The organism is Chimaeribacter arupi (genome assembly GCF_002858805.1).
In the GTDB taxonomy this organism is placed as follows: Bacteria; Pseudomonadota; Gammaproteobacteria; order Enterobacterales; family Enterobacteriaceae; genus Chimaeribacter; species Chimaeribacter arupi.
The window spans coordinates 110,979-134,861 of sequence record NZ_PJZI01000008.1 but is presented as its reverse complement, the minus strand read 5'-3'; the positions used below and the strand labels follow the sequence as shown (position 1 = coordinate 134,861).

Below are 23,883 nucleotides of genomic sequence, written 5' to 3'. Positions count from 1 at the left end.
GGCTGTGATTACGGTGATAATAAAATCTTATATGGCCCAGGTAATTCTCTTCATTACGCGGGCTTAGACACACTATTTTCTTTCGCACGCTGATGCTCATAATGCCTTTTGCTATAAATAATCAGCAGACAACCTGACGCCAGGGTGATGAGAATAGAGACGCCCATTAACGCGTAAACCAATATCGTCGAGCCGGTTGAAAAATACAGCAGCATCCCGACCAAAGGCAATATGGATTGATTTAACAGCATAATTAATGACGATGTGCTTGCCAGGACATGAGAAGGAATGACTTCTATCCTGATCATTCTGCCTATATTCCCCGAAAACACTTTACCAATGATTGATACGGCGTAACACCCAACAAAGAATAAAAATGAGGACTGATTAAAAATCAATACTGACGAACTGACGGTTATCAACGTCACTGACAAGCCCAATAACACCCGCCTGTCAAACGCACGTTTAATGTACCCATATAAATAGGTTCCGATAACGCCGCAGACACCTGCCGCCACATCAATCATGCCGAAATACTTAATGGGCAAGCTCATTTCCCGGTGAATCAATGCTGCCCCACTGGACTCGACCAGACCATCAAACATATTATTCCCTACCGCCAGCAAAACAGCACTGACGATAATCGGGGTTGTAAAAATAAACAGGACATGTCTTTTAAGGCTCAGTGCATCACTATTAACCCGCTCATCGGCGGTGCAATGAGAGTGAACGTCATTTTCTTCGGCGCGCAGCGCCTCTTTTTTTACGTAAAAGAAAAATGCATTGCTGATATAGAGCAGGCAAGGCAGGGCTAACACATATTTGTAGCCATAATCGAGCAGCGCCATGCCAACCAATGGGCCGGCAATCATAGCAAGGAAGTCCATTCTTGACATAATATTAACATGATGCTCTTTCGCATCACTTATCAAGGCAATGATCTTTTCGTAAGCAATAATCGTTTGTGAATTCCCTATAGATATTATACTGCCGACAATGCCAAAAGACACGGCAACCATGATGTTTGAAGAGAAATCCACACAGATAAGGAATAAGCACCCCATAACCTTTACCACATCAGAAAATATTGATAATGCTCTGACGCCAATTTTATCTATATATCTTCCAATTAAGGGGATGATAAAAATCCTGGGTAACCACCACAACGCATAAGAAAGGCCTGAATATTCTATACTTCCAGTAAGCTGATAAACGATGACTGAAGTCAGAAAAACCATCAGACCATCTGCTGTCAAAACAAAAAAAAGCAGATAAAAAAATAGGATGCTCATAGTGACGGTTTACACCTTTTCCTTCAAAAGGACTTTAACATGCTTACCTGTCTCTTCATCATAAACCACTATCGATTTTGGTGTACGATGCGTTGGCGCATCTTTAACGATCTCTTTCTGTTTAGAAACAATGAAAGTATAATAATCAAGATCGGCTTCGAGAGTATTTGTTTTATAACTCAGATAGTTTTTATTATTGATTGGCCAGTCAATAACATCATGCCCAGGAATATACTCTTTATTTTCATCAAGATAGATAACAGGCCGGTTAATGGTTGTTATCCGGGCCATGTTAACCAGCGCGTGTGCTACGCCGCAGGGTATGACCAACTCAACATTGGGATGGGGGGTAAAGGTTATTTCTTCCTCAACAAAGAGGGTATCGGATCCCTCCCGCATATCCACCAACTTCAGGGTTATTTCATGTGCTGAATGCCCCAGGAATGTTAAGTGATCCTCTTGCCCTAAATGTAAACCGTAAGAGTCAAAGTCATAATTATCATTGCCATGTTCGACAATGTACATTGGCGATTGCCTGGTTAATGGGACGATGCAACTCTCTTTACCGGTTTTGATAGAGGGGATCTCCCTGAATTCAACACCCGATATTTTGACAACAGGTAAAACCAGTTCATTCTCCTCTGTGATTTTTTCCCTTATCCGCACATTAACCTGGCTTCCATCCTCCAGGATGAATTCGCGCGTTTCGGAATGTTGGAACTTATGCTTCTTGAGGTTTTCCTGCTGAAATTCGCCAATTCGATGATAAACCAAATCAGACGCCTCTTCCGTCATAGGCTCATAACCTTCGACATCATCAGCAGATATATCTTCTGGAATATTAATAACGTCATTTCCCGGCGACCATGTCAGCTTGCTGCTTAATAACCTGTCGACACTGGGTAAAAATAGCTTATACGAATTTAATGTAAATACGTTTTCCAGATTATGAAAGGTATGCGCAACCCCAGGAGGGATGATCAAGGTTTTTCCTGACGATGGAAAGATAGAAAACATCAGGCTTTTTCTGAAGGTGGGTGAGTTTTTCCGGCAATCAATAAATTTCGCGAGTATGGATTGTTTTTCGTCACCTAAAAAAGTCAGCGTGTCTTGCTGGCCAAGATGAATACCATATTGGCCATATTTAAAATCGTGTTCGCCATGATAAACAACATTGATCGGGAACGTGGTTGAAAATGGCACGACGTAGGAATCATCCTTGCCGTTATTGACTCTCCATCGTGGCACCCAGTGCAAGCCTTCAATGCTGATATTTTTATTCAACTCATTAATTTCATCGCTCATAGAGTGCTCCTGAGTATAAGGCAGCCTTTCGGCTGCCTTCATTTTTAAAGGTTGACTACTTCAATGTCATAACCTGCATTTTTAGCACTTTTCATCAGTTCACTTAAACTGCTGGTATTTAACTGAGCGTATTTATCATCTGCAGGGGCATTTTTGATACCGGCCAGATAGGCCAGCTTATCAAAAGCCGCTGTAGCTGCATTTTTGGTTTGAAAGATCATATCTGTGAAGCTATTGCCTTCTACATTTTTTTCTTCTACGACTGGTCTGGTTTTATACAGATTTGCAATGTCATTTATTTTGCTCATAAGACACCTCATTTATTTCCAGTGAGAAAGGCCGATTCAAACCAAATAGCCTAGTTAATGAAATGTTAAATAAACACTTCAGCGCAACTTTTATCATTACTAATTAATGGGTGTCAATTAGCCCCTCTTTTACTGCATCGGCGGTATTGTTGCAGACAAAAAAATAACTCAATGAAATCATTCTGTTGTGATCCACCGCTTTTTGCTGCTTTTTCTTTAATAATTAAAATAAACCGATAATACCTTGGTTTTACAGGATAATGGTCTGCCCTGAATCACTACAGGCAGCGTTAATCACCACTATGATCTTATTTTTAACCTTAAAATTTCGATTTATAATTAAAGACAACTCAGTAACATCTTATTCCCGCCCAGACATCTTTTAGTTTCACGCTATTTTATAAATAAAAAATACCTTATAAACCATTTGGTTAATTATGATAACACTCTCTATTTAGCGACTGGTATTCCGGTATACTAACGTAACCAATGAGGTAAGCGCGCCTGAATAGTTTTACCGTCGATAATTTGATCGTTGTCATACTTTACGTCATGAAGGAATAAGTTAACGTAAAAGAGAGCTACCGGCGTTCACCTCTCCCCCCTTCGCGCTTATGATTTGTCTATTTATTCACCATAAACCCCTAATTTGTAAGATTATATTTAATCCCTCTAAATGCAAAGAAAAGGTAAACAAATGAGAATTTAATGCGTCCTTGTTAATTTTTTGTATTACATAAGTAAGTGAGCGCAGTAAATGTCTAAACAATTTTCAGGAAACTCCCGCCGGGATTTCTTGTTGAAAACCATTACCCTTGCCCCGGCCGTGGCCATTGGTGCCAGCGGGCTGGGGGCGTTAACCTCACCAGGTAAAGCGGACGCCGCGGAAGATATCGCGCCTGCCAATCAGAACGCGAAAGCGTACACCCCAACGTTCTTCACCCCGGAAGAGTTTGCCTTTATCAAGGCGGCCGTGGCGCGCCTGATCCCCGCGGACGATCGCGGCCCCGGCGCGCTGGAAGCAGGCGCTCCCGAATACATCGACCGCCAAATGTCGACCCCGTATGCAACCGGTTCCAATTGGTACATGCAGGGGCCGTTTAACCCGGATGCTGACCCGGCGCTGGGCTACCAGTTACCGCTGGTGCCGCGGGATGTCTACCGCCTCGGCCTGGCCGAAGCCGATGCCTTTGCCAAAAAACAGCACGGGAAAGTCTTTGCTGAACTCAATGCAGATCAACAGGATACCCTGCTTGGCCTGATGGAGAGCGGTAAAGCGGACTTTACCCAGGTGCCGTCAAAAACCTTTTTCGCCATGCTGCTGCAAAACACCCGTGAGGGCTTCTTCAGTGACCCGGTACACGGCGGCAACCAGAATATGGTCGGCTGGAAATTGATCGGATTCCCCGGTGCGCGGGCAGATTTTATGGACTGGGTAGAACGGGGCGAGCGTTATCCCTTCCCGCCGGTATCCATTCGTGGCGAGAGGGCGTAAGCGATGGCAAATGCAATGAAAAAAGTGGACGCGGTGATCGTGGGGTTCGGCTGGGCCGGGGCGATTATGGCCAAAGAGCTGACGGAAGCCGGCTTAAACGTGGTGGCGCTGGAGCGCGGCCCGCACCGGGATACCTACCCGGACGGCGCCTATCCGCAGGTGATCGACGAGCTGACCTATAACATCCGCCGTAAGCTGTTCCAGGATCTCTCCAAAAGCACCGTCACCATCCGCCACAACAGCGGCCAGACCGCCCAGCCCTATCGCCAGCTTGCTGCGTTCCTGCCTGGAACCGGTACCGGAGGCGCGGGGCTGCACTGGTCGGGCGTTCACTTCCGTATCGACCCGATGGAACTGCGGATGCGCAGCCACTACGAAGAGCGCTACGGCAAGAAGTTCATCCCGGAAGGCATGACCATCCAGGACTTCGGCGTCAGCTACGACGAGCTGGAGCCCTACTTCGACAAGGCCGAGAAAGTGTTCGGCACCTCCGGCACCGCCTGGAGCGTCAACGGTAAGGTGATTGGCAAAGGCAAAGGCGGCAACCCGTTCGCGCCTGACCGTTCCAGTGATTTCCCGCTGCCGGCGCAAAAGCGCACCTTCTCCGCCCAGATGTTCGCGCAGGCGGCCGAAAGCGTGGGTTACCACCCGTATGACCTGCCCTCCGCCAATACCTCCGGCCCGTACACCAACCCGTATGGCGCGCAGATGGGCCCGTGCAACTTCTGCGGCTATTGCAGCGGCTACGCCTGCTACATGTACTCCAAGGCCTCACCGAACGTTAACATCTGGCCGGCACTGCGCCAGGAGCCGAAATTTGAGCTGCGCGCCAATTCCCACGTATTGCGTGTGAACCTGAGCGATGACAAAAAACGCGCCACCGGCGTGACCTACGTTGACGCCCAGGGCCGCCAGATTGAGCAACCGGCGGACATCGTGATCCTCGCTGCGTTCCAGTTCCACAACGTCCACCTGATGCTGCTCTCCGGCATCGGCAAACCTTACGATCCGGTAACCAACGAGGGCGTGGTCGGCCGTAACTTCGCCTACCAGAACATCTCCACCATCAAGGCATTCTTTGACAAAGACGTGCACACCAACCCGTTTATCGGGGCGGGCGGCGCGGGCGTCGGGGTGGATGACTTCAATGCGGACAACTTCGACCACGGCAAATATGGCTTTGTCGGCGGGTCACCGTTCTGGGTGAACCAGGCGGGCACCAAGCCGATCTCCGGCCTGCCGACCCGGCCGGGCACCCCGGCCTGGGGCAGCAAATGGAAAGCGGAAGTGGCGGACGTCTACACCCATCACCTGTCGATGGATGCCCACGGCGCGCACCAGTCTTACCGCACCAACTACCTGGATCTCGACCCGAACTACAAAGATGTCCACGGCCAGCCGTTGCTGCGCATGACGTTCGACTGGCAGGAGAACGACATCAAGATGTCGCAGTTTATGCATGGCCGTATGCACAAGATTGCCGAGGCGATGAACCCGAAAGTGATCGCCGGTGCACCGAAACATCCGGGCCAGCATTTTGATACCACCATCTATCAGACCACCCACATGAACGGCGGCGCGATAATGGGCGAAGACCCGAAAACCAGCGCGGTGAACCGCTACCTGCAAAGCTGGGATGTGCATAACGTCTTTGTGCCGGGCGCGTCGGCGTTCCCGCAGGGGCTGGGCTATAACCCGACCGGCACCGTGGCTGCGCTGACGTACTGGTCAGCACGCGCCATCCGCGATCAGTATCTGAAAAACCCAGGCCCGATGGTGCAGGCATAAGGAAACAGCCATGAAAAAGATGATCTTTGCCCTCACCCTGGGGGCAATCAGCGTGGGCGCCTGGGCGCAGGACAACGGGGTCGAGCAGATTGCGCGCGGCGAATACCTGGCGCGCGCCGGTGACTGCGTGGCCTGCCACACCGCGATGGGCGGCACTGAGTTCGCCGGTGGGCTGGGGATGAAAACCCCGATCGGCACCATTTACAGCACCAACATCACGCCGGACAAAGAAACCGGCATCGGTGACTATTCGTTTGAGGATTTCGATAACGCGGTTCGCCACGGCGTCGCCAAAAATGGCCAGACGCTCTACCCGGCGATGCCGTACCCCTCTTACGCAGTGGTGACCGAAAGTGACATGCGCGCCCTGTACGCCTACTTTATGCACGGCGTGGCACCGGTGAAGGCCGCCAACCGTGACAGCGACATCCCGTGGCCGCTGTCGATGCGCTGGCCGCTGCGTTTCTGGCGCGGCATTTTTGCGCCGGAGGTGAAAGATTTCCAACCTGCGAAAGCGGAAGATCCGGTGCTGGCGCGCGGCCGTTACCTGGTTGAGGGCCTTGGCCACTGCGGCGCGTGCCATACGCCGCGCAGCCTGACGATGCAGGAAAAAGCGCTGAACAACAGCGAAGGCAGTGACTATCTGGCGGGCAGCAACGCGCCGATTGATGGCTGGGTCGCCACCAGTTTACGTGGTGACAACAAAGACGGCCTCGGCCGCTGGAGCGAAGAGGAGCTGGTACAGTTCCTGCGTACCGGCCGCAATGACCATACTGCCGTGTTTGGCGGCATGACCAGCGTAGTCGAGCACAGCCTGCAATACCTGAGCACGGACGATGCCACCGCCATCGCCCGTTACCTGAAATCGCTGCAACCGGCTGACCCAGGCCAACCGGCGTTCAAACCCGATGACACCGTGGCGCAACAGCTGTTCAAAGGCGATGACAGCAAACCCGGTGCCTCGCTCTATGTGGACAGCTGCGCCGCCTGCCACCGCACTGACGGCAAAGGCTATACCCGCTTCTTCCCGGCATTGCGCGGCAACCCGGTGGTGCAATCTGACGACGCGACCTCGCTTATCCACGTGGTGCTGACCGGCGACACCCTGCCGGGCGTGAAAGGCGCGCCAAGTGCCGTCACCATGCCGGCCTTCGGCTGGCGGCTGAACGACCAGCAGGTGGCGGACGTGGTGAACTTTATCCGCAGCAGTTGGGGTAACCATGCACCCGCCATTACCGCGAAAGACGTGGCTGACGTGCGCAATGATAAGGACGTGATCACTGACCCGATCATGCTCGGCAATCCTTCCATTGATAAATTGCATGTGAAGTAAGCGTCCCATCACAACAAAGCCGCGATCCCTCGCGGCTTTTTTTATTGGTGGAACCCCAGCGGTTACGGTGCCGCCGCCACCGGTTTGCCGTTCACCGCCAGCCAGCCTTCCGGCAGGTGCAGCGTGGTGCTCAGCGTCTCATCCATCGCATGTGCCCCGGCAATCACCTGATAGTCACCGCGATAGAGGTGCCACTGCACTTTCCCGTTGTCCCAGCGGGCGATCAGCCGTGGGTCGACGTCAACCGTGACATCCCCCTGCTCGCCCGGTTGCAGCGTGATCCGCTGCCAGCCCACCAGCCGTTTCACAAACCCGTGGCCGCTGCTGCCGTTACGCAGGTAGAACTGCGGCGTGTCGGTGGCGGCGCGCGAACCATTATTGATGACCGTCATCCGCAGCCGCAACCCGCCGCCCGCCACCGGCTCCACCTTCAGGTTATGGTAGTGGAAGCGGCTGTAGGTCAGGCCATAACCGAACGGGAACAGCGGCGTCAGCGCCTGCCGCTCAAACCAGCGATAACCGACGTCTGACCCTTCGATGTTGTAATCCACCCGGATGGCCTGCTTCAGCGGCAGCCCCGGCATCGCCGTGGTGCTTTCAGGATCCGGCAGCGTGCGGCGCGGAAGCTGGGACTCATCCACCGGGAACGTCACCGGCAACCGGCCGGACGGCGACACCTTGCCGCTGAGCACGTCAGCGATCGCCTCACCGCCGCGGCTGCCGGGATACCACGCCTCCAGCACCGCGCCGACCTTTTCCAGCCACGGCATTTTCACCGGCCCGCCGGTCTGCAATACCACCACGGTGCCGGGGCGCGCCTGCGCCACCGCCTCGATCAACGCATCCTGGTTGTCCGGCAGCGAGAGGTCAGGCGCATCCACCGACTCCGCCATCCACTGCCAGGCGAAGACGATCGCCACCTCCGCGGCCGCGGCTTTTTCAGCCGCCCGTTTGGGGTCGCGGCCATCGTCATAGCTGATTTCCGCCTGCGGGAAGGCCGCGCGCAAGGCAGCCAGCGGCGCGGAGGGGTGCAGGATCCGTTTGCTGACGAAAGCATTCTGGAACGGCGTCGGCAGGCTGATGCTGCCGGCCGGCACCACCTGGCTGGAGCCGCCGCCGGACATCACCCCTTTATCCGCATCGCCGCCTATCACCACCACCCGCCGCACGTCAGGCTTGAGCGGCAAACGCTGTTCCGCATTTTTCAGCAGCACCATGCCCTGCCGCGCCACCTCCGCGGCCACCTCCGCATGGGCGGCTTCATCCACGGCGCGCGGGCGCGGCGGCTGTGCCAGCCCATCGACGGCAATCAGGCTGCGCACGATGCGGCGCACCATATCATCCAGCCGCGCCACCGGCACGCGCCCGGCTTCCACCGCCTCTTTCAGTGGCGCCACAAAGAAGCGCGCCTTGTCCAGCTCCTCGCCGGACTGCTGGTCCAGCCCGGCCATCACCGCTTTTTCAGTGGAATGGGTCGCGCCCCAGTCAGACATCACCCAGCCGGGATATTGCCAGTCCCCCTTCAGCACCCGGTTCAGCAGGAACGCATTTTCAGAGGCGTACTCGCCGTTGACCAGGTTATAGCCCGGCATGACCGACCCCGGCTGCCCGCGCTCCAGTGCCAGCTGGAATGCCAGCAAATCGGATTCGCGGGCGGCCGCCTCCTCAATCACTGAGTCCGCCTGCACCCGCCCGGTCTCCTGCGCGTTCAGCGCATAATGTTTGACGGTCGACACCACGTGGCGGCTCTGGATGCCTGCCACCGCCTCACCGGCCATGCGCCCGGTCAGCAGCGGGTCTTCGCTGAGGTACTCAAAATTGCGGCCGTTGCGCGGCTCGCGGATCAGGTTCATGCCGCCGGCCAGCAGCACGTTAAACCCCTTGGCGTGCGCCTCTTCGCCCAGCATCTCCCCGCCCCGGTACGCCAGCTCCGGCGAGAAGGTCGCGGCGCTCATCAGCCCGGAAGGCAAGGCGGTCGCGCTGTCACCAGGGCGGATATTGCCGGGGTTGGCGATGCCGAGGCTGGCATCGGTCTCTTGCAGGCCAGGGATGCCGAGGCGCGGAATGCCCGGCGTATACGCCGCTGACCCCACCGCCCCGGCCGGTTTGCTCCCCGGCCCCAGTGGAAAGCCAAGCGGGGCGTGCACCAGCATGATTTTCTCATCCAGCGTCATTTTGCTGACCAGCGCCGCCGCCTGGCGATCGGCCGGTGCGGTGGCCTGATAAATCATCTCTTCCTGTTGCGCGTTCTCCGCCATCCTTTTTTCCTCTTTATCGACATGTTCTTTAAAAGGTAGTTAATGGCGTACCGGGCGAGGCCTGTTTTTACAAAAACCTCACAATGAATGGCCTGATTGCGCACGCTCAGCTAACGTCTATTCAGGCAGAGCACAGGAGGCAGCGATGGGAGTTCGTTTAGCACGGCCGGATGAGGCCGAAGAGACCTGGAAAATCCGCAACCTGGCGTTGCGCCACGGCTGCCGCGCGGTGTATGACGCCGACGCGCTGGCGGCCTTTACCCCGGACGCCATGCCCGCCAACTATCGCCGGGCACTTGAGGAGAACCCGTTTTTTGTCTTTGAAGCGCGCGAAAAGGGGCAGTTGGCGGCCACCGGGTTTCTTGATGTGCGGGAGCAGAGCGTCGAGGCGATTTTTACCCTGCCGGGCTGCGAAGGGCGCGGCTATGCCTCAGCGATTCTGACGGCCATTAAACAGGAGGCGCTGCGGCGCGGCATCAGGACACTGACGCTCTCATCCACGCCCAATGCGGCCGGGTTTTACCTGCGGCACGGTTTTACCCGCCTGCGCGACAGCCACTATTTTTCCGCCCGGACCCGCAGTTATTTTGCCTGCGTAGAGATGGCGTGGGCGGACGCACGCGGGCAATAAAGTAAACCTGGAACAGGGTTTTACTGGCAGGGCGTTGGTTGATTCGGAAAAGTTACCTATAAGCTTTCTTTACCTCTTTTTTACATAACTTTACCGTAAAGGGCAGCCTGTCTGGGGGACGATTTTTTATTCCGTAAGCGCTCATTATGTATCCCTCTAATCTTATTCTGATTCTTTTCCAGACTGATTAATGTGGTAAATCACTGTGCTATAAATCCCCCCACAACCGCACTGGGCTTGCTTTTGGCCGGGTTTTACCCGCCGGGAAACCTTTGTGTCCTGCTTCTTTTCTGGAGAAAACTATGCGTCTGGCTTCAACCTTAATTACTGCTGCAATCGTTAGCGCCGTTGTCAGTGCTGTCGTGATGAAAACCCCGGCCCTGGTTGACAAATACCACGCCATGACCGCCCCAAAAGATGACCCGGCGTTCTGGGTGACGCCGACCATCGAAGGTTACGGCCCGGTCCACAACTTTGAAGATGTGGCTTACAAACCTGCCGTAGGCAATGGTGACCCGTACAAAATCGTCTTCTTTGTGAACAAACAAGAAGTCGGCCCGGCACAGATTAACGAAGGGCTGGATCGCGTGGCGCGCGCCGTGAACCTGTATGTCGGTTCCGGCGTGCCGCTGAATCAGCTGAAATTCGTGGCTATCCTCACCGGCGGCGCGACCCCGGCGACCCTGAACAACGAGCAGTACCGTAAAATCAACGGTGTCGATAACCCGAACCTGCCGCTGATTGAGAAACTGCGCAAAGCGGGCGTGGATGTCTCCGTGTGTGACCAGTCCGTCGCAGCCCACCACTATGAGACCTCCTGGGTGGATAAAAGCGTGACCCAGGCGCTCTCCGGCCTGACCACCGTGACGGTGCTGGAGCACCAGGGTTACACCTTCATGCCGTTATAAGGCCCCCGGCGGCACGCCCTGTGCCGCCGTTTTCCTGCCCGGCCGCAATCGTTATTCCGTTTTGTTGTAAGCCGCTCATTGGACACGGCTATTTTCGTCTACTAGCCTTTAAAGACGTCACCAATAATGGATAAACAGGAGATTACGATGAGCCAGGTCACCCTTTCCCAGTTGTCGAAAGAGATTAAAGATATCGATTACGCGATGTTCTCCACGCTGAGCGAAGGCGGCACTATTGCCAGCCGGCCGATGAGCAATAACCGTAATGTGGAATATAACGGCGACGCCTATTTCTTTACCACCGAAGACAACCAGATCGTGGCGGATATTGAAAACGACGCCACCACCACCCTGAACTATGTCACGGCCAAATCCTCTGACAAGCCGAGCCTGTTTATTTCTATCCAGGGCGAGTCTTCGTTAATCCGCGAGAAAGACGCGCTGAAAGAGTACTGGACGCCGGACGTCGAGAAGTGGTTCCCGCAGGGCATCGATACGCCGGATCTGCTGTTAATCAAAGTCACTGCGCAGCACATCACCTACTGGGATGACAAAAATAACCACCAGGAAATCGCGTTGTGATTTCCGGCGGGCCGGGGCACCCCGGCCTGGTTTTCATCCCCTTCCCCGCGTTATTCCCCGTTAATTTGAGATAGGCAGCCTGTTAATTTGAGATAGGGTTGCGGCTAATTTGAGATAATAACCGGCCGCATTATTTTTGGCCTGTGCATTGATTTGATTCTCAAAAAGAAAAAATAATTTCCCTGGTAAACTTTCAACCTTTTTCTGGCCGGGCCGATAAAGATCGGTGAAGCCCCCTATGCGCCGGTGTACGTTACCCATGACAGGAAAAGAGCCAGAATGCTGCCATTTTCAGCCGACCCCGATAAACCCACACCGGTGGTAAGTTATTTTACCCTCCCCCAACGGGTAATAAAAAACGTTGCCCTGCTGACCGGCGCCCTCTTTCTGATTACCTGCGCCGCGCTGTTTTATATTGTGGCACAGCAAAACCACCGCCAGATCGAGCACAGTAAAGTCGACGTCGCCAAAGCAATGCAGAATTTGCAGGATAAGGTCGGCAATGTGCTGAAAGATTACGCCTTCTGGGGGGATGCCTATATTTTCACCCAGAGCAGTATTAATCTGGACTGGGCCTACAACCGCGACAATATCGGCGAGTCACTTTATACCCAATATAATCTGGAAGGGGTATTTATTGTCACCCCTGACCTTAAAACCCGCTATGCGCTGATTGATGGGAAAATAAGCCAGGCCGATGCCGCCACCTGGCTGACCGGTGATTTAACGCGGCTTATTGCCCTCGCCCAGGAAAAGGCCGCCACCGATGATTATGCCTCCGATTATTTTTTAATTAACGGCAACCCGGCGATTGTGTCAGCGGCGGTGATCCGCCCGGACAACAGTTATACCGATTACGCGCACCTCTCGGTGCTGATTTATGCGTTTATTCTGGATAACGAAAAATTAAAGGCCCTGGACGAAGACTTTGACCTGCATAACCTGCGGCTCGATCTCTCTGCCGGGAAATCATTGAAAGAACCGTTTATCACGCTCAGCTCCAGCGGCGGCACGCCGTTCCACCTGCGCTGGGATGCCGAGTATCCGGGTAACCACCTGCTGAAAACCATTCTGCCGCTGTTGCTGGCGCTGGCGATCCTGTTCTGCCTGATTTTTAACCGGCTGAAGACGCGGCTTTATCTCGCCGCGAAGAAACTCGATACCATCCAGGCCTCGCTGACCCTCAGCGAGGAGCGCCTGCGCCATGTGATTGAAGGCAGTTCAGACTGGATCTGGGAGACCAATGCGCGCCAGGAGCTGATCTACCTCTCCGACCGGTTTATCTGTATGACCGGCTACACCGCCGGGGAGTGGCTGGGCAAACCGTTCCACCAGCTGGTGGATTATGATCTCGACGCCTTTGAGAAAGGGGCGTTTGACCCGGTCAGCAGCCCCGGCATCCGCAAGCCGCTGCCGTGCCGGTTGAAAAACCGCATCGGCCTGACGCGCCATTGCAGCCTCTCTGTCCGGGCGATCCTTTCTGGCCGGTCGGTCATCGGCTATCGCGGCACCGTGTGTGACATTACCGAAGAGGTCGAGGCGAAAGCCCACATTGAATATATGTCGCTGCATGACGGCCTGACCGGGCTGGCAAACCGCAACCATATGCATAACTTCCTCCAGGCCAGCCTGGGCGGGATGCCCGGTGCCCAGCGGATCGCGGTGCTCAGCCTCGACCTCGACCGTTTCAAACCGATTAACGATACCCTGGGCCACGCGGCGGGTGACCGGGTGCTGAATGAGATCGCCGGGCGGCTGAAACAGTGCATCCGCCAGTGCGATCTGGTGGCGCGGATGGGCGGCGACGAGTTCATTATCCTCGCCATTGATCCGGGCAACCAGCAGAACACCGAGAAGCTCTGCCGCCGCATCATCGACGCCATCAATACCACCATTTTCATCGGCGAGCATGAGCTGAGCGTCGGGGTGAGCATCGGCATTGCCCGCTGCCCGGAAAACGGCACGCTGGCCAACGACCTGCTGCGCTATTCTGACATCGCGCTGTATGAGGCCAAATCCGCCGGGCGCAATAACTGGAAATTCTACGTCAATGAGATGAATGAGCGCATCCTGGAGCGCCGCCAGGTGGAGACGGATTTGCGGCAGGCGTTACGCCGTAACGAATTCTTCCTGGAGTTCCAACCGCGCTTTGAACTGAACGCGATGCGGGTCGCCGGGGCAGAGGCGCTGATCCGCTGGAACCACCCGGTGAAAGGGTTACAGAACCCGGCGCACTTTATTTCCGTGGCGGAAGAGACCGGCCTGATTGTGCCGATCAGTGACTGGGTCATGCTGACGGCCTGCCGGGAAGCCACCGGCTGGGATGAAGATGTGTTTATTTCGGTTAACCTGTCGCCGGTGGAGTTCTATTGCGGTGACCTGATCGCCAGGGTCAGCAACGTGTTGCAGGAAACCGGCATCTGCCCGGCCAGGGTCGAGCTGGAGATCACCGAAAGCGTGATGATGGAGGATGCCGACCAGGCGCTGGTGATTATGCGCGGGCTGAAGGCGCTCGGCATCCGGCTCTCCATGGATGACTTCGGCACCGGTTACTCTTCCCTGAGCTACCTGCGCCTCTACCCGTTTGATGGCCTGAAAATTGACCGCAGCTTTATCGCCAACCTCGACGACAGCCAGAGCAGCCAGGCGATTATCCAGTCCGTTGTCGGGCTGGGCCGGGCGATGTCCCTGACCGTCACCGCCGAAGGGGTGGAAACCTCCGCCCAGCTTGATGAACTGTTGCGCGTCAATTGCCATCAGGCGCAAGGCTTCCTGCTGGGCAGGCCGATGAGCGTGGCGGCGCTGAAGGCGCTGATGAAAACGCCGCTGCACCAGCCCTGACCGGCATCAGGTGACGTTTAACATGCCCATCATGCCCAGCTCCTCATGCTCGATGATGTGGCAGTGGTACATCCGCATCCCTGGTGAGTCCTGGCGCATCAGCAGCCGGACAATCTCACCGGGGCGCAGGTTGACCGTGTCTTTCCACGCCAGGCAGGCCGGGGCGCTTTTTTTGCCGAGGTACTGGCGCTCTGTCACCTGGAACTGCCCGCCGTGGATATGGAACGGGTGATCCATCGTCGTGGCATTGATGATCTCCCAGCGGTCAACCACCCCCGCTTTGCTGTTTAAATCCATCCGCGCCATATCAAAGGGTTTGCCGTTAATCAGGAAGGCGCGCGGCGGCGTGCCGCCTTTGTTCTTCATGATGTCGCCCATTTTCTCCATCATCACCGCGCGGAGCTGGTTGCCCGGCTCGCCCAACGGCGCAATGGTGCGCAGGGCCGCGCCCTCACTCACCGGCAGCGGGGCAGCGCGGTAACTGACCGTGGCAATATCGGTGGCCGCCTGTGGCGGGGGTGACATCATCCGGTGGCGGTTGTAGGGCAGCAGGGCCAGCGAGGTGTGGCCGTCCGCGCCGGTGACGAGCACTTCCATCCGTTCGCCGGGCGAGAGCAGAATCGCCTCCTGGGCGGGCAGCACCTTCTCCAGCAGGCCGCCGTCACTGCCGACCGGGATAAACCGGCAGCCCGGCAGCGACAGGTTGAGGTAGCGCGCTGAACACATGTTCCAGATGCGCACCCGGTGGGTGCCGCTGAGCGCCATCGCCGGGCGGTACTGGCCGTTAATCAGCACAAACTCCCCTTCACGCCCATCCACCCAGTCGCCATAAGTATGCGGTGGGATCTGCGCGTCGGCGTCGAGCCGCAGGTCGCTGATCGCCCAATGCTGCTCCGGCAGCGCGGCAAGCGGGTCTTGCGGCGCGCGCACCACAATCGCCCCGGCCAGCCCGCGGGCAATCTGCCCGGAGACGCCCTGATGCGGGTGCGGGTGATACCAGTACGTCCCGGCGCTGCCCGGCGGCAGGGTAAAGCGATAGACCCGCGTTGCCCCCGGCGCGACCGGGTCATCCGGGCCGCCATCCTGATTGGCGGGAACCGGCAGGCCATGCCAGTGAATGGTGCTCGGTTCCGGCAGCCGGTTGATAAAGGTCAGGCTGACGTCCATGCCCTCTTCCAGCACAATCAACGGGCCGGGCAGTGACTGGTTATAGCGCCAGCAGGCGGTGGCGCTGGGGTCGTTGGTCAGCTGGGCGCTGCCCGGCTCCGCCACCAGCGTGCCGGCAAAGGTGCCCGGTTGGGTGGATTCATTGCGCAGCAGCGGCAAAGGCCGGAGTGCCTGCCCGGCGCGCAGGCGGTCAGCGGGCAGCAGCGCGGCGGCCTCCGCAGCGGCCGCGGCCGGCGCGGCGTGAGGGGTCATGGCAGAGGCGGAATGCGCCGCAGCAGGCGCGGGGTGGGCCACGGCCCGGCGCAGCACACCGGCTGCCGCCAGCGCCGTCAGGCCGCATTTCAGAAAATGGCGTCGATGCATAAAGGGTTCCAGAGCGAGCCAGGCCACTCAGGGCCAGGGGTAGTCGGCAGTTTTCATGCCCTCTTTCAGATAACGTTTCACCAGCTCCCGCCGGTATTTCACGACATCCTCTACGGGGGTGCTGCGCAGGGTATTCACCTCTTGTGCGGTAAAGGCCGGATAGCCCTGCGGGTCACCCCATTTATCATTCAGGTAGTTCATCAGCTCGGCGAGCTGCGCATCATCGAGGCTCGAGGCCACAATGCCCGGCACATGCATCAGGTAGAGACGCCCGGCCGGGTCTTTGGTAAAGGTGCCCAAAAAGCCCGGCAACGGGGGAATGCCCCCCGGCAAAGAGCCTGAGCCGTCCATGTCGTGGCAGCCGGAACAGCGCAACACATAGTTCTGCCACGGCGTATTTTTTTCACGATAGGCTTCAGCCTGGGCAAAGACAGGCAGCAGCAACAGCAGCAACACGTATAACCCTGTTCGTCTGTGTTTGCCCGGCATGGCTTACCCCCCGTTCCTGAGTTTGCGTAACGCCGCGTGCTCGGGCGGGCTGGCCTGGTACTGGGTGATCAGCGCCGCGGAAGGGCCGTCGCCCACCTGGTTGACGTCGCGCAGCACATATTGGGTGATCTCCACCAGCGTCGCGGTGTCGAGGTATCCCAGCGGCGGCATCACCAGCCCTTCATAAGTGGTGCCTTTTGACTGGAGGGTGCCGCTCATGCCGCCGGTGACCACGCCGGCAATGTACGCCTGCCGGTTGTCGCCCAACGCTTTCCACAGGTCGGCATTGTGCAACGGCGGGGCCAGCCCCTCAATCCCTTCTGCATCAGCACCGTGGCAACTGGCGCAGTTCTCTTCAAAGGCTGCATGGCCGTCGGCCCAGGCAGCGGGGGCCAGCAGCGTCAGCAGCCCGGCCAGGATAAGCGGTTTATTCATTGGCAATCCCCACCAGTGTCGCCACTGTGCAGTGGTAGCCTTTGTTGGTGTTCGCCATGCACCAGTTGATGTCGTTATGCAGCCCCATGCGGTAACCGGGGCGCTCGCCCTGGCTGGTGAAGCAACTGGTGGCGTTGGCGACCGTGGCTTTGCCGCAGCAGTCGTTGTAGGAGACGAGGTAATCCTTATTGTCGTGCGGGTTGCGGCAGGTGCCGACCCACGCCACTTTGGAGGCCTCCGCGCCGGGCGGGCAACTGGTCATGCTGCCGCCGGAGGTGGAACAGAGACTGCCATCCAGCGCGCAATAGCGCCAGTAATCACAGGAATTGGCATCCTCTGCGCCGGTGGCGGCAAACGCCTTGCCCATTGAACGGTCAAACGGCAGCAGCGGCATCAGCCCGGTGCCGACCAGCACCGCCCCGGCTTTGGCAAGGAAACTGCGCCGCCCCAGCCGCCGGGCCGAGTCCCGCATTTTTCGTTCGGAAAGCGTATCAAGCGACGCCAGTAGTGAAGTCAGAAATTTCATAAAATTCTCCTGCCGGTTAAGGGTTGGCGGTCAAAGAGGAAGCGCGGCTGTAAGCCTGGATCGATTCAACGCCGGACTCCTGCGCGTTAAACAAGCTTTCAAACTGTTCGCGGCTGTTGATCAGGCCCTTGGATGTGATGACGCCCTGCGGGTTAAGCAGCACCGAGAACGGCAGCTTCGCCACGCGCCAGGTCATGCCCAGCTCCTGCGACAGCACATAGGGGATGTCGTCCAGTTGCTGTTGCCGGATAAATGCCCGCTGTTTTTCGCTGTCACCATCACTGGCCAGCACGATGTTCAGCCATGCCCGTTCGGCGGTATGCAGGTTTTTCACCACCGGCAGCAGCGTTTTGCAGATTGGGCAGGTCGGCGACAGGAAAAACACCAGGGTGCTTTTCGCCTGTACGCCGCCCAGCGTCACCGGGCCGTGGTTAAGGCTCGGCAGGGTAAATACCGGGGAGGGATCGCCGATGGCCGGGCCGTTGTCATTGATCATTGCGCCCACCGGGGTGATGCGCTCAAACAGCACGCCCACCTGCCGCGACAGCGCCAGGAACGCGACAATCAAACCCACCACCAGCACCGTCAGCAACGCCAGCATAAAGAGGATCAGGGTATTCATAGGCACCTCAGGGTTAAGGGGTAACGGAGCCCGGCGATAACTGCGCGCGCAGGCTGTGCAGGCGCAACAGCTGGTCGAGCAATTGGTAACCGAGCCACAGCACCAGGCCAGACAGTATCGCAACGGCCAGATTAAGCGGGGCGACCGGCTGGCCGCCGGTCAGCGCCGCCAGCCCGGCCAGCGCCAGCAACACCGCGTTGCGCACCACCAGCAGCCGGGAAAGTGGCTGGGTTGCGCCGCCGCAGCCGCAGTCAATGTGGCGCTTACCGTGCCGCAGGGCCCACAGCATTGCGCCGCCATACAGCGCCAGCAGCGCGCCCATCAGCATCAGCCCGGATGCGGAGGTTGCCGGGGTCAGCGTCAGCCCCATCGCCGCGCCCTCCGCCACCACCAGCAGCCAGGTCACCGGCAGCGCCAGCGCGGGGGCAACCACGCCGTAATCCGCCACATAACCGGAGAAGCGCCGCACATCCCCGGCTTTGTGCAGCGCCGCCTGGCCGAACAGCAGCGTCAGGAAGGTCAGCACGCAGAGATGCAGCATGTCACAGAGGGCGGCCATCTTAGTTGTCCACCCGCAGCAGCAGGTTGAAGTCGCCCAGCCCCTTCACACTGCCCTGCTGTTGGGCGGTGAATTTTTTATCGTTGCTGAAGCTGTATTTGGTCACCGTGCCGCCCTCGCCCTCTTCGTTATCTTTCAGGGTGAAGAGTTGCGGCTGCTCAGTGGCGCTGACCGTGACGGCCACCGGGTTATCCACTTTGAAGCGCGTCACCACCTTATGGCCGGCCATGTCGATGCCCCACACCTCTTTGGCGGCATCTTTATGGCTGCCCTCTTTGCCGTCAGGGTGCATGGTGACAAACATCAGGTTATTGGGTTTGTTGTACGCGAGGATCTGGAACCCGCCCGGCACCCAGTGGCCTTCCACACCGTCGGTGTAATTGAATTTCTCTACCAGGGTGGCTTTGGCCTCTTTGTCAGACACCACCACCATGTTGCCGGTAAACGAGGTAAACATCAGGGTATCGCCGTCACGCTGGGCAGCCAGGAACAGCGCATCTTTGTCGCTGTCGAACAGCTTTTCGCTTTTGCTGGCCTGGTAGTTCTTCTCATCGGCGGCGATCTGGTAAGACGCGATCGTGCCGTCACCGCACAGCGAACTGAATTTGCCCGGTTGTTGCGAGGCGTAAATTCCCCAGCAGCCCGGCGTCGGCACTTCCAACAGATGCCGGCCGGTCGCCAGGCTTATCACGGAAACAGAGGCCGCCGGGGTGGCATTCTGCACAAAGGCATATTTGTCCTCTGCGGAGAGCTGGAAACTGTTAATTGATGGCGCGACCTGTGCCATTTTCGGCAGGGTTTCCATCTCTTTGATTTGGCTAAGGGTGGCGATGTCAAAATCCTGGACAACCGCTTCCGTGGGGCCGGACATAATCCGTTTCGGATATACCGAGGCGGTATAAAGATGTTTTTTATCTTGCGACAGGGTGAACTGGCTGATTAAACCGTCGGAAATATTTCCTTTGGTGGAGAGGTCATCGGCGGAGAGTACGGTAATGGTGCTTGCCCCTTTCCAGTTCTGATCAAGCACGAACACATTCGGGCCGGGGGATATATTTTTTTCAACGCTGATGCGTTCGGGTTTAAACGGTTCTGCGGCCTGACTGGTGGTAAAACTCAATATTCCCAGGGTGGTAAATAACGTTAATGAACTATATCGCATACAGGCTCCGGGTCAGTGAAGGTCGACTGAAAAAGCCTTTGCAACTCGTGTGCCAACTCTTTTTTAATGTTTCCCTACCGGCGGGCTGCCTGTTACATGCGATACCGGGAGTAACGCGCCCATTGCTGCGCCTCAAAAGTGTGCAACGAAGCCGGTTTTGAGTGAAAAGCGCACCATTTCGGACGAAACCAAAAGGGTTACGTTGATTCTTATGCTTTTTTCTCGTCTGCCGTGAGCGGCCCCCGCCGCCACGATAAAAAAATCCGGGGCAAGACCCGCCGGGGTGAGGCACCGATCCACCGGTTGCCGGCCTTTCCCGCTGACGATTTTTTACGCTTTTTTACCTTTATTTCTGCGCCCGGCGCGGGCCGGCCTTGAAAAATCTCCTGCGAATTTTCTTAACCGTCGGTGAATCGTTATTTCTCTGCAGGCTGCCGTTAATAACCGGCAGCTATTTCCATCATGGTGCAAACGGCTAAGAATAATCCTTGTGATGAGCCGGAAAAATATCAGGCTGGCTTAAGGGAGGTTTTTTTCGCGGGGGGAAAGCCTGGGCTGCCACGTTATTTGTTGGCTGCCTGCCGGGAAATTTAGCTTAACGGTGCCAAAGCGGCGCAATAAAGTCCCACTAACGATAGGACTACCCGGTTTTATTGCCGGTGCGGATCAGGGTATGGCGATGGAACAGCGAATAATATTGTTTATTAAACGCCCGATCAGCGGTTTATTTGGATTTTTCGCTTATTCATTGACCGTTAAAACTCCGTTTACTGTTCCCGTAGTCTATCCTTCTGATATAAATGTTATGCGTCAACGGAAACAATAAACCTTGATAACCATAAAAACAGGTCCTCTCTGCTATGAAGCTTCGTAAGAAACAAGTAAAGCCTATCGGCTTGAAGGACGTAACCATCATTGATGATGCCAAGTTACGGAAAGCCATTACCGCGGCCTCTCTGGGTAACGCTATGGAGTGGTTCGATTTCGGGGTGTATGGGTTTGTGGCGTATGCCCTGGGCCAGGTCTTCTTCCCTGGTGCCGATCCCGGCGTACAGATGATCGCCGCGCTGGCGACCTTCTCTGTGCCCTTCCTGATCCGCCCGCTCGGCGGCATGTTCTTCGGGACGCTGGGTGACAAATATGGCCGGCAAAAAATTCTGTCGATCACCATCATCATTATGTCGGTCAGTACCTTCTGTATCGGCTTAATCCCTTCTTATGCCTCTATCGGCATCTGGGCGCCGATATTGCTGTTGCTGGCAAAAATGGCGCAGGGCTTCTCCGTCGGCGGCGAATACACCGGTGCCTCGATCTTTGTGGCGGAATACTCCCCTGACCGCCGCCGCGGCTTTATGGGCAGCTGGCTCGATTTCGGCTCGATTGCCGGGTTCGTGCTGGGCGCGGGTATCGTGGTGATCATCTCCGCCGTGATAGGCGAAGAGAGCTTCCTGGATTGGGGCTGGCGTCTGCCGTTCTTCCTGGCGCTGCCGCTGGGCATCATCGGCCTCTACCTGCGTAACGCACTGGAAGAGACCCCGGCATTCCAGCAACACGTGGACAAGCTCGAGCAAGGTGACCGCGAAGGGCTGCGTGACGGCCCGAAAGTCTCCTTCAAAGAGATTGCCACCCGCCACTGGCGCAGCCTGCTGGCCTGTATCGGTCTGGTGCTTTCCACCAACGTGACCTACTACATGCTGCTGACCTACATGCCGAGCTACCTGTCGCATAACCTGCATTATGCGGAAGATCACGGGGTGATGATTATTATCGCCGTGATGCTGGGGATGCTGTTTGTCCAGCCGGTCATGGGCCTGCTGAGCGACCGCTTTGGCCGCCGCCCGTTTGTGATTGGCGGGAGTATCGCGCTGCTGTTTCTGGCGGTACCGTGCTTCATGCTGATCAACAGCCATGCTACCGGCCTTATCTTCTGCGGCCTGCTGCTGCTGGCGGTAATCCTGAACGCCTTTACCGGTGTGATGGCCTCTTCCCTGCCGGCGATGTTCCCGACCCACATCCGTTACAGCGCGCTGGCCAGCGCCTTTAACATCTCCGTGCTGATCGCGGGCCTGACCCCGACCGCCGCCGCCTGGCTGGTGGAAACCACCGGTGACCTCTATATGCCGGGTTACTACCTGATGGTGGTGGCGATTGTCGGGCTGGCAACCGGGATCTTTATGAAAGAGACCGCCAACAAGCCGCTGCGCGGTGCCACTCCGGCCGCTTCTGACCTCAGTGAGGCAAAAGAGATCCTGCGTGAGCACCACGACAACATTGAGCACAAGATCGAAGACATCAATGCGCAGATTGCGGAACTGGAGGCGAAACGCGCCAACCTGATCCAGCAGCACCCGCGTATTAACGAATAACATCACCGCGTCATCCCCGGCCTGTGGCACACCCACAGGCCGTTTTTTTCAGGCCCGCCAAAGCTGTACAACCGCCCTCACGCCGTCTAATTTTGTGTAATATTTAGACAATTTTCTTAACGAAATCTTTAAACACGCTGTTTCCCGCGATTTCTCTTTTGTTAAATAGTCTCCTATTCAATCGCTTAGCACGACGCAGAAGAAAATGCGCCTTTCAACCGCCCGCCTGCGACTTTAAGAAATATCTTAATTGATGATTTCCCCTGCTCATTTTCTCTCATGGCCTTTAACCGGGTTCTATAACTTATACGTGTTGTGCGCCCGGCCAGCATGTCAACCCGGCCGGTTCGGCGCACGCTGACACAGTTCTGCCCCTCCCTCCGTTGCGGCCTCTGCCGTGGCTGGAGCTTTTATGTGAGCACCTCGTTTATATCAGCACCACAATGCGATTTTCAGGGATCCCCCATGAAAATCGACCACCCGAACATTGAGGATGGCGAATGTTTAAACATGTGAAATCACTTCAGTACACCGTCCGTGTCGCCGAGCCGAACCCCGGCCTTGCCAACCTGTTACTGGAACAGTTTGGCGGGCCGCAGGGCGAGCTGGCCGCGGCCTGCCGCTACTTTACCCAAGGGCTGGGCGACGATGACCCAGGGCGCAAAGATCTGCTGCTCGACATCGCAACCGAAGAGTTAAGCCACCTGGAGATCATCGGCACCATCGTTGCCATGCTGAACAAAGGCGCAAAAGGCGAGCTGGCCGAAGGTACCCAGAAGGAAGCCGACCTGTACCGCTCGTTGACCGGCAACGGCAATGACAGCCACATCACCAGCGTGCTGTATGGCGGCGGGCCACCGCTGATCAACTCTGCCGGCGTGCCCTGGACGGCGGCCTACATTGATACCATCGGCGAGCCAACAGCCGATCTCCGCTCCAATATTGCCGCCGAGGCCAGGGCTAAAATCGTCTACGAACGTCTGATCAATCTCACCGACGATGTCGGCGTACGGGATGCCCTCTCTTTCCTGATGACACGTGAAGTGGCGCACCAGCTTTCGTTTGAGAAAGCGCTGTACGCCATCCGCAACAACTTCCCGCCGGGCAAACTGCCGCCGGTGCCGGAGTTCGCCAACACCTACTACAACATGTCTGATGAAGGAGAAGTGCGCGGCAGCTGGAACTCGGACGAGAACTTCAACTACGTGGCCAACCCGCAACCGGCGGTGGATGGCGGCGACGGCCTGGCCGTGCTGACCATTCCGGAAGCGCAGAAAGTGGATTATGAAGTGATGGCGCAACGCACCCAGTCTGACCCGTCGGTGAACCCGACCACCGGTGCTGAGCTGGGCGCCACCTCGCCAACCGGTATCGCGCAGGACAAGGACGCCACCGACCCGAACCTGCCGCCGGCCTGAGGCAGCAGATAAAAGAAAAAGGGCACGCCTTGCGG

Annotated in this window: 20 protein-coding genes; 9 read left to right on the top strand and 11 right to left on the bottom strand. The window is 56.8% G+C overall.

Going from position 1 to position 23,883, the window contains the following annotated elements; all coding sequences use genetic code 11:
* Positions 1 to 53: 53 nt before the first annotated feature.
* From CYR52_RS07065 to CYR52_RS07055, 3 genes are read right to left on the bottom strand one after another with little or no spacing between them, the layout of a single operon-like run.
* Positions 54 to 1,292, bottom strand: a complete 1,239-nt coding sequence (locus CYR52_RS07065; RefSeq protein ID WP_101828269.1) for an MFS transporter — start codon at positions 1,290 to 1,292, stop codon at positions 54 to 56.
* A 9-nt stretch (positions 1,293 to 1,301) separates the two neighbouring features.
* Positions 1,302 to 2,597, bottom strand: a complete 1,296-nt coding sequence (locus tag CYR52_RS07060; protein WP_101828268.1) for a dTDP-4-dehydrorhamnose 3,5-epimerase family protein — start codon at positions 2,595 to 2,597, stop codon at positions 1,302 to 1,304.
* Between the two features lie 44 nt (positions 2,598 to 2,641).
* Positions 2,642 to 2,905 carry an XRE family transcriptional regulator gene (locus tag CYR52_RS07055; protein WP_101828267.1) on the bottom strand — a complete coding sequence of 88 codons (264 nt, stop codon included), beginning with the start codon at positions 2,903 to 2,905 and terminating at the stop codon, positions 2,642 to 2,644.
* Positions 2,906 to 3,662: 757 nt separating this feature from the next.
* On the opposite strand from CYR52_RS07055, the gene CYR52_RS07050 reads away from it, so the two are divergent.
* Genes CYR52_RS07050 through CYR52_RS07040 form a run of 3 tightly spaced genes read left to right on the top strand, consistent with a single transcriptional unit; the run spans position 3,663 to position 7,521 of the window.
* Positions 3,663 to 4,400 (top strand): gluconate 2-dehydrogenase subunit 3 family protein, encoded by a 738-nt coding sequence (locus CYR52_RS07050; protein WP_072928103.1) that lies wholly within the window; start codon positions 3,663 to 3,665, stop codon positions 4,398 to 4,400.
* Between the two features lie 3 nt (positions 4,401 to 4,403).
* On the top strand, positions 4,404 to 6,188 hold the full coding sequence (locus CYR52_RS07045) for a GMC family oxidoreductase (protein ID WP_072928104.1): 1,785 nt from the start codon (positions 4,404 to 4,406) through the stop codon (positions 6,186 to 6,188).
* A 10-nt stretch (positions 6,189 to 6,198) separates the two neighbouring features.
* Positions 6,199 to 7,521: a c-type cytochrome gene (locus tag CYR52_RS07040; RefSeq protein ID WP_101828266.1), complete on the top strand. Its 1,323-nt coding sequence runs from the start codon at positions 6,199 to 6,201 to the stop codon at positions 7,519 to 7,521.
* 62 nt (positions 7,522 to 7,583) lie between these two features.
* On the opposite strand, the gene CYR52_RS07035 is transcribed toward CYR52_RS07040, so the two are convergent.
* Complete coding sequence (locus CYR52_RS07035; protein WP_101828265.1) at positions 7,584 to 9,779, bottom strand: beta-glucosidase family protein; 2,196 nt, start codon at positions 9,777 to 9,779, stop codon at positions 7,584 to 7,586.
* Between the two features lie 145 nt (positions 9,780 to 9,924).
* Between CYR52_RS07035 and CYR52_RS07030 the strand changes: the two genes are divergently transcribed.
* From CYR52_RS07030 to CYR52_RS07015, 4 genes are all read left to right on the top strand, one after another.
* Positions 9,925 to 10,410, top strand: a complete 486-nt coding sequence (locus CYR52_RS07030; RefSeq protein WP_072928109.1) for a GNAT family N-acetyltransferase — start codon at positions 9,925 to 9,927, stop codon at positions 10,408 to 10,410.
* A 302-nt stretch (positions 10,411 to 10,712) separates the two neighbouring features.
* On the top strand, positions 10,713 to 11,318 hold the full coding sequence (locus CYR52_RS07025) for a DsrE family protein (RefSeq protein ID WP_072928110.1): 606 nt from the start codon (positions 10,713 to 10,715) through the stop codon (positions 11,316 to 11,318).
* Between the two features lie 147 nt (positions 11,319 to 11,465).
* Positions 11,466 to 11,900 carry a pyridoxamine 5'-phosphate oxidase family protein gene (locus CYR52_RS07020; protein ID WP_072928112.1) on the top strand — a complete coding sequence of 145 codons (435 nt, stop codon included), beginning with the start codon at positions 11,466 to 11,468 and terminating at the stop codon, positions 11,898 to 11,900.
* A gap of 279 nt (positions 11,901 to 12,179) precedes the next feature.
* A complete protein-coding gene (locus CYR52_RS07015) occupies positions 12,180 to 14,741 on the top strand; it encodes a bifunctional diguanylate cyclase/phosphodiesterase (protein WP_072928113.1) in 2,562 nt (853 codons plus the stop codon).
* Positions 14,742 to 14,747: 6 nt separating this feature from the next.
* On the opposite strand, the gene CYR52_RS07010 is transcribed toward CYR52_RS07015, so the two are convergent.
* Genes CYR52_RS07010 through CYR52_RS06980 form a run of 7 tightly spaced genes read right to left on the bottom strand, consistent with a single transcriptional unit; the run spans position 14,748 to position 20,064 of the window.
* Positions 14,748 to 16,271, bottom strand: coding sequence for a multicopper oxidase family protein (locus tag CYR52_RS07010; RefSeq protein WP_072928115.1), 1,524 nt, complete (start codon positions 16,269 to 16,271; stop codon positions 14,748 to 14,750).
* A 27-nt stretch (positions 16,272 to 16,298) separates the two neighbouring features.
* Positions 16,299 to 16,760 carry a c-type cytochrome gene (locus CYR52_RS22805; protein WP_206602294.1) on the bottom strand — a complete coding sequence of 154 codons (462 nt, stop codon included), beginning with the start codon at positions 16,758 to 16,760 and terminating at the stop codon, positions 16,299 to 16,301.
* A 3-nt stretch (positions 16,761 to 16,763) separates the two neighbouring features.
* Positions 16,764 to 17,195, bottom strand: coding sequence for a c-type cytochrome (locus CYR52_RS07000; RefSeq protein ID WP_079205201.1), 432 nt, complete (start codon positions 17,193 to 17,195; stop codon positions 16,764 to 16,766).
* Complete coding sequence (locus tag CYR52_RS06995; RefSeq protein WP_072928117.1) at positions 17,188 to 17,721, bottom strand: methylamine dehydrogenase light chain; 534 nt, start codon at positions 17,719 to 17,721, stop codon at positions 17,188 to 17,190. Before CYR52_RS06995 ends, CYR52_RS07000 begins: the two co-directional genes overlap by 8 nt.
* A 16-nt stretch (positions 17,722 to 17,737) precedes the next feature.
* Positions 17,738 to 18,343 carry a redoxin domain-containing protein gene (locus tag CYR52_RS06990; RefSeq protein ID WP_072928118.1) on the bottom strand — a complete coding sequence of 202 codons (606 nt, stop codon included), beginning with the start codon at positions 18,341 to 18,343 and terminating at the stop codon, positions 17,738 to 17,740.
* A 13-nt stretch (positions 18,344 to 18,356) separates the two neighbouring features.
* Positions 18,357 to 18,902: a MauE/DoxX family redox-associated membrane protein gene (locus CYR52_RS06985; RefSeq protein ID WP_079205202.1), complete on the bottom strand. Its 546-nt coding sequence runs from the start codon at positions 18,900 to 18,902 to the stop codon at positions 18,357 to 18,359.
* 1 nt (position 18,903) lies between these two features.
* Complete coding sequence (locus tag CYR52_RS06980; protein ID WP_101828264.1) at positions 18,904 to 20,064, bottom strand: amine dehydrogenase large subunit; 1,161 nt, start codon at positions 20,062 to 20,064, stop codon at positions 18,904 to 18,906.
* 860 nt (positions 20,065 to 20,924) lie between these two features.
* Between CYR52_RS06980 and proP the strand changes: the two genes are divergently transcribed.
* Positions 20,925 to 22,430, top strand: a complete 1,506-nt coding sequence (proP, locus tag CYR52_RS06975; RefSeq protein WP_072928123.1) for a glycine betaine/L-proline transporter ProP — start codon at positions 20,925 to 20,927, stop codon at positions 22,428 to 22,430.
* A gap of 500 nt (positions 22,431 to 22,930) precedes the next feature.
* Positions 22,931 to 23,848, top strand: a complete 918-nt coding sequence (locus CYR52_RS06970) for a manganese catalase family protein (protein ID WP_072928124.1) — start codon at positions 22,931 to 22,933, stop codon at positions 23,846 to 23,848.
* The last annotated feature ends 35 nt before the right edge of the window (positions 23,849 to 23,883 follow it).

What these genes read in the sequence shown, in the direction of transcription:
- CYR52_RS07065 (WP_101828269.1), bottom strand. Translation starts at nt 1,292, where the DNA reads ATGAGCATCCTATTTTTTTATCTGCTTTTTTTTGTTTTGACAGCAGAT.
- CYR52_RS07060 (WP_101828268.1), bottom strand. Translation starts at nt 2,597, where the DNA reads ATGAGCGATGAAATTAATGAGTTGAATAAAAATATCAGCATTGAAGGC.
- CYR52_RS07055 (WP_101828267.1), bottom strand. Translation starts at nt 2,905, where the DNA reads ATGAGCAAAATAAATGACATTGCAAATCTGTATAAAACCAGACCAGTC.
- CYR52_RS07050 (WP_072928103.1), top strand. Translation starts at nt 3,663, where the DNA reads ATGTCTAAACAATTTTCAGGAAACTCCCGCCGGGATTTCTTGTTGAAA.
- CYR52_RS07045 (WP_072928104.1), top strand. Translation starts at nt 4,404, where the DNA reads ATGGCAAATGCAATGAAAAAAGTGGACGCGGTGATCGTGGGGTTCGGC.
- CYR52_RS07040 (WP_101828266.1), top strand. Translation starts at nt 6,199, where the DNA reads ATGAAAAAGATGATCTTTGCCCTCACCCTGGGGGCAATCAGCGTGGGC.
- CYR52_RS07035 (WP_101828265.1), bottom strand. Translation starts at nt 9,779, where the DNA reads ATGGCGGAGAACGCGCAACAGGAAGAGATGATTTATCAGGCCACCGCA.
- CYR52_RS07030 (WP_072928109.1), top strand. Translation starts at nt 9,925, where the DNA reads ATGGGAGTTCGTTTAGCACGGCCGGATGAGGCCGAAGAGACCTGGAAA.
- CYR52_RS07025 (WP_072928110.1), top strand. Translation starts at nt 10,713, where the DNA reads ATGCGTCTGGCTTCAACCTTAATTACTGCTGCAATCGTTAGCGCCGTT.
- CYR52_RS07020 (WP_072928112.1), top strand. Translation starts at nt 11,466, where the DNA reads ATGAGCCAGGTCACCCTTTCCCAGTTGTCGAAAGAGATTAAAGATATC.
- CYR52_RS07015 (WP_072928113.1), top strand. Translation starts at nt 12,180, where the DNA reads ATGCTGCCATTTTCAGCCGACCCCGATAAACCCACACCGGTGGTAAGT.
- CYR52_RS07010 (WP_072928115.1), bottom strand. Translation starts at nt 16,271, where the DNA reads ATGCATCGACGCCATTTTCTGAAATGCGGCCTGACGGCGCTGGCGGCA.
- CYR52_RS22805 (WP_206602294.1), bottom strand. Translation starts at nt 16,760, where the DNA reads ATGCCGGGCAAACACAGACGAACAGGGTTATACGTGTTGCTGCTGTTG.
- CYR52_RS07000 (WP_079205201.1), bottom strand. Translation starts at nt 17,195, where the DNA reads ATGAATAAACCGCTTATCCTGGCCGGGCTGCTGACGCTGCTGGCCCCC.
- CYR52_RS06995 (WP_072928117.1), bottom strand. Translation starts at nt 17,721, where the DNA reads ATGAAATTTCTGACTTCACTACTGGCGTCGCTTGATACGCTTTCCGAA.
- CYR52_RS06990 (WP_072928118.1), bottom strand. Translation starts at nt 18,343, where the DNA reads ATGAATACCCTGATCCTCTTTATGCTGGCGTTGCTGACGGTGCTGGTG.
- CYR52_RS06985 (WP_079205202.1), bottom strand. Translation starts at nt 18,902, where the DNA reads ATGGCCGCCCTCTGTGACATGCTGCATCTCTGCGTGCTGACCTTCCTG.
- CYR52_RS06980 (WP_101828264.1), bottom strand. Translation starts at nt 20,064, where the DNA reads ATGCGATATAGTTCATTAACGTTATTTACCACCCTGGGAATATTGAGT.
- proP (WP_072928123.1), top strand. Translation starts at nt 20,925, where the DNA reads ATGAAGCTTCGTAAGAAACAAGTAAAGCCTATCGGCTTGAAGGACGTA.
- CYR52_RS06970 (WP_072928124.1), top strand. Translation starts at nt 22,931, where the DNA reads ATGTTTAAACATGTGAAATCACTTCAGTACACCGTCCGTGTCGCCGAG.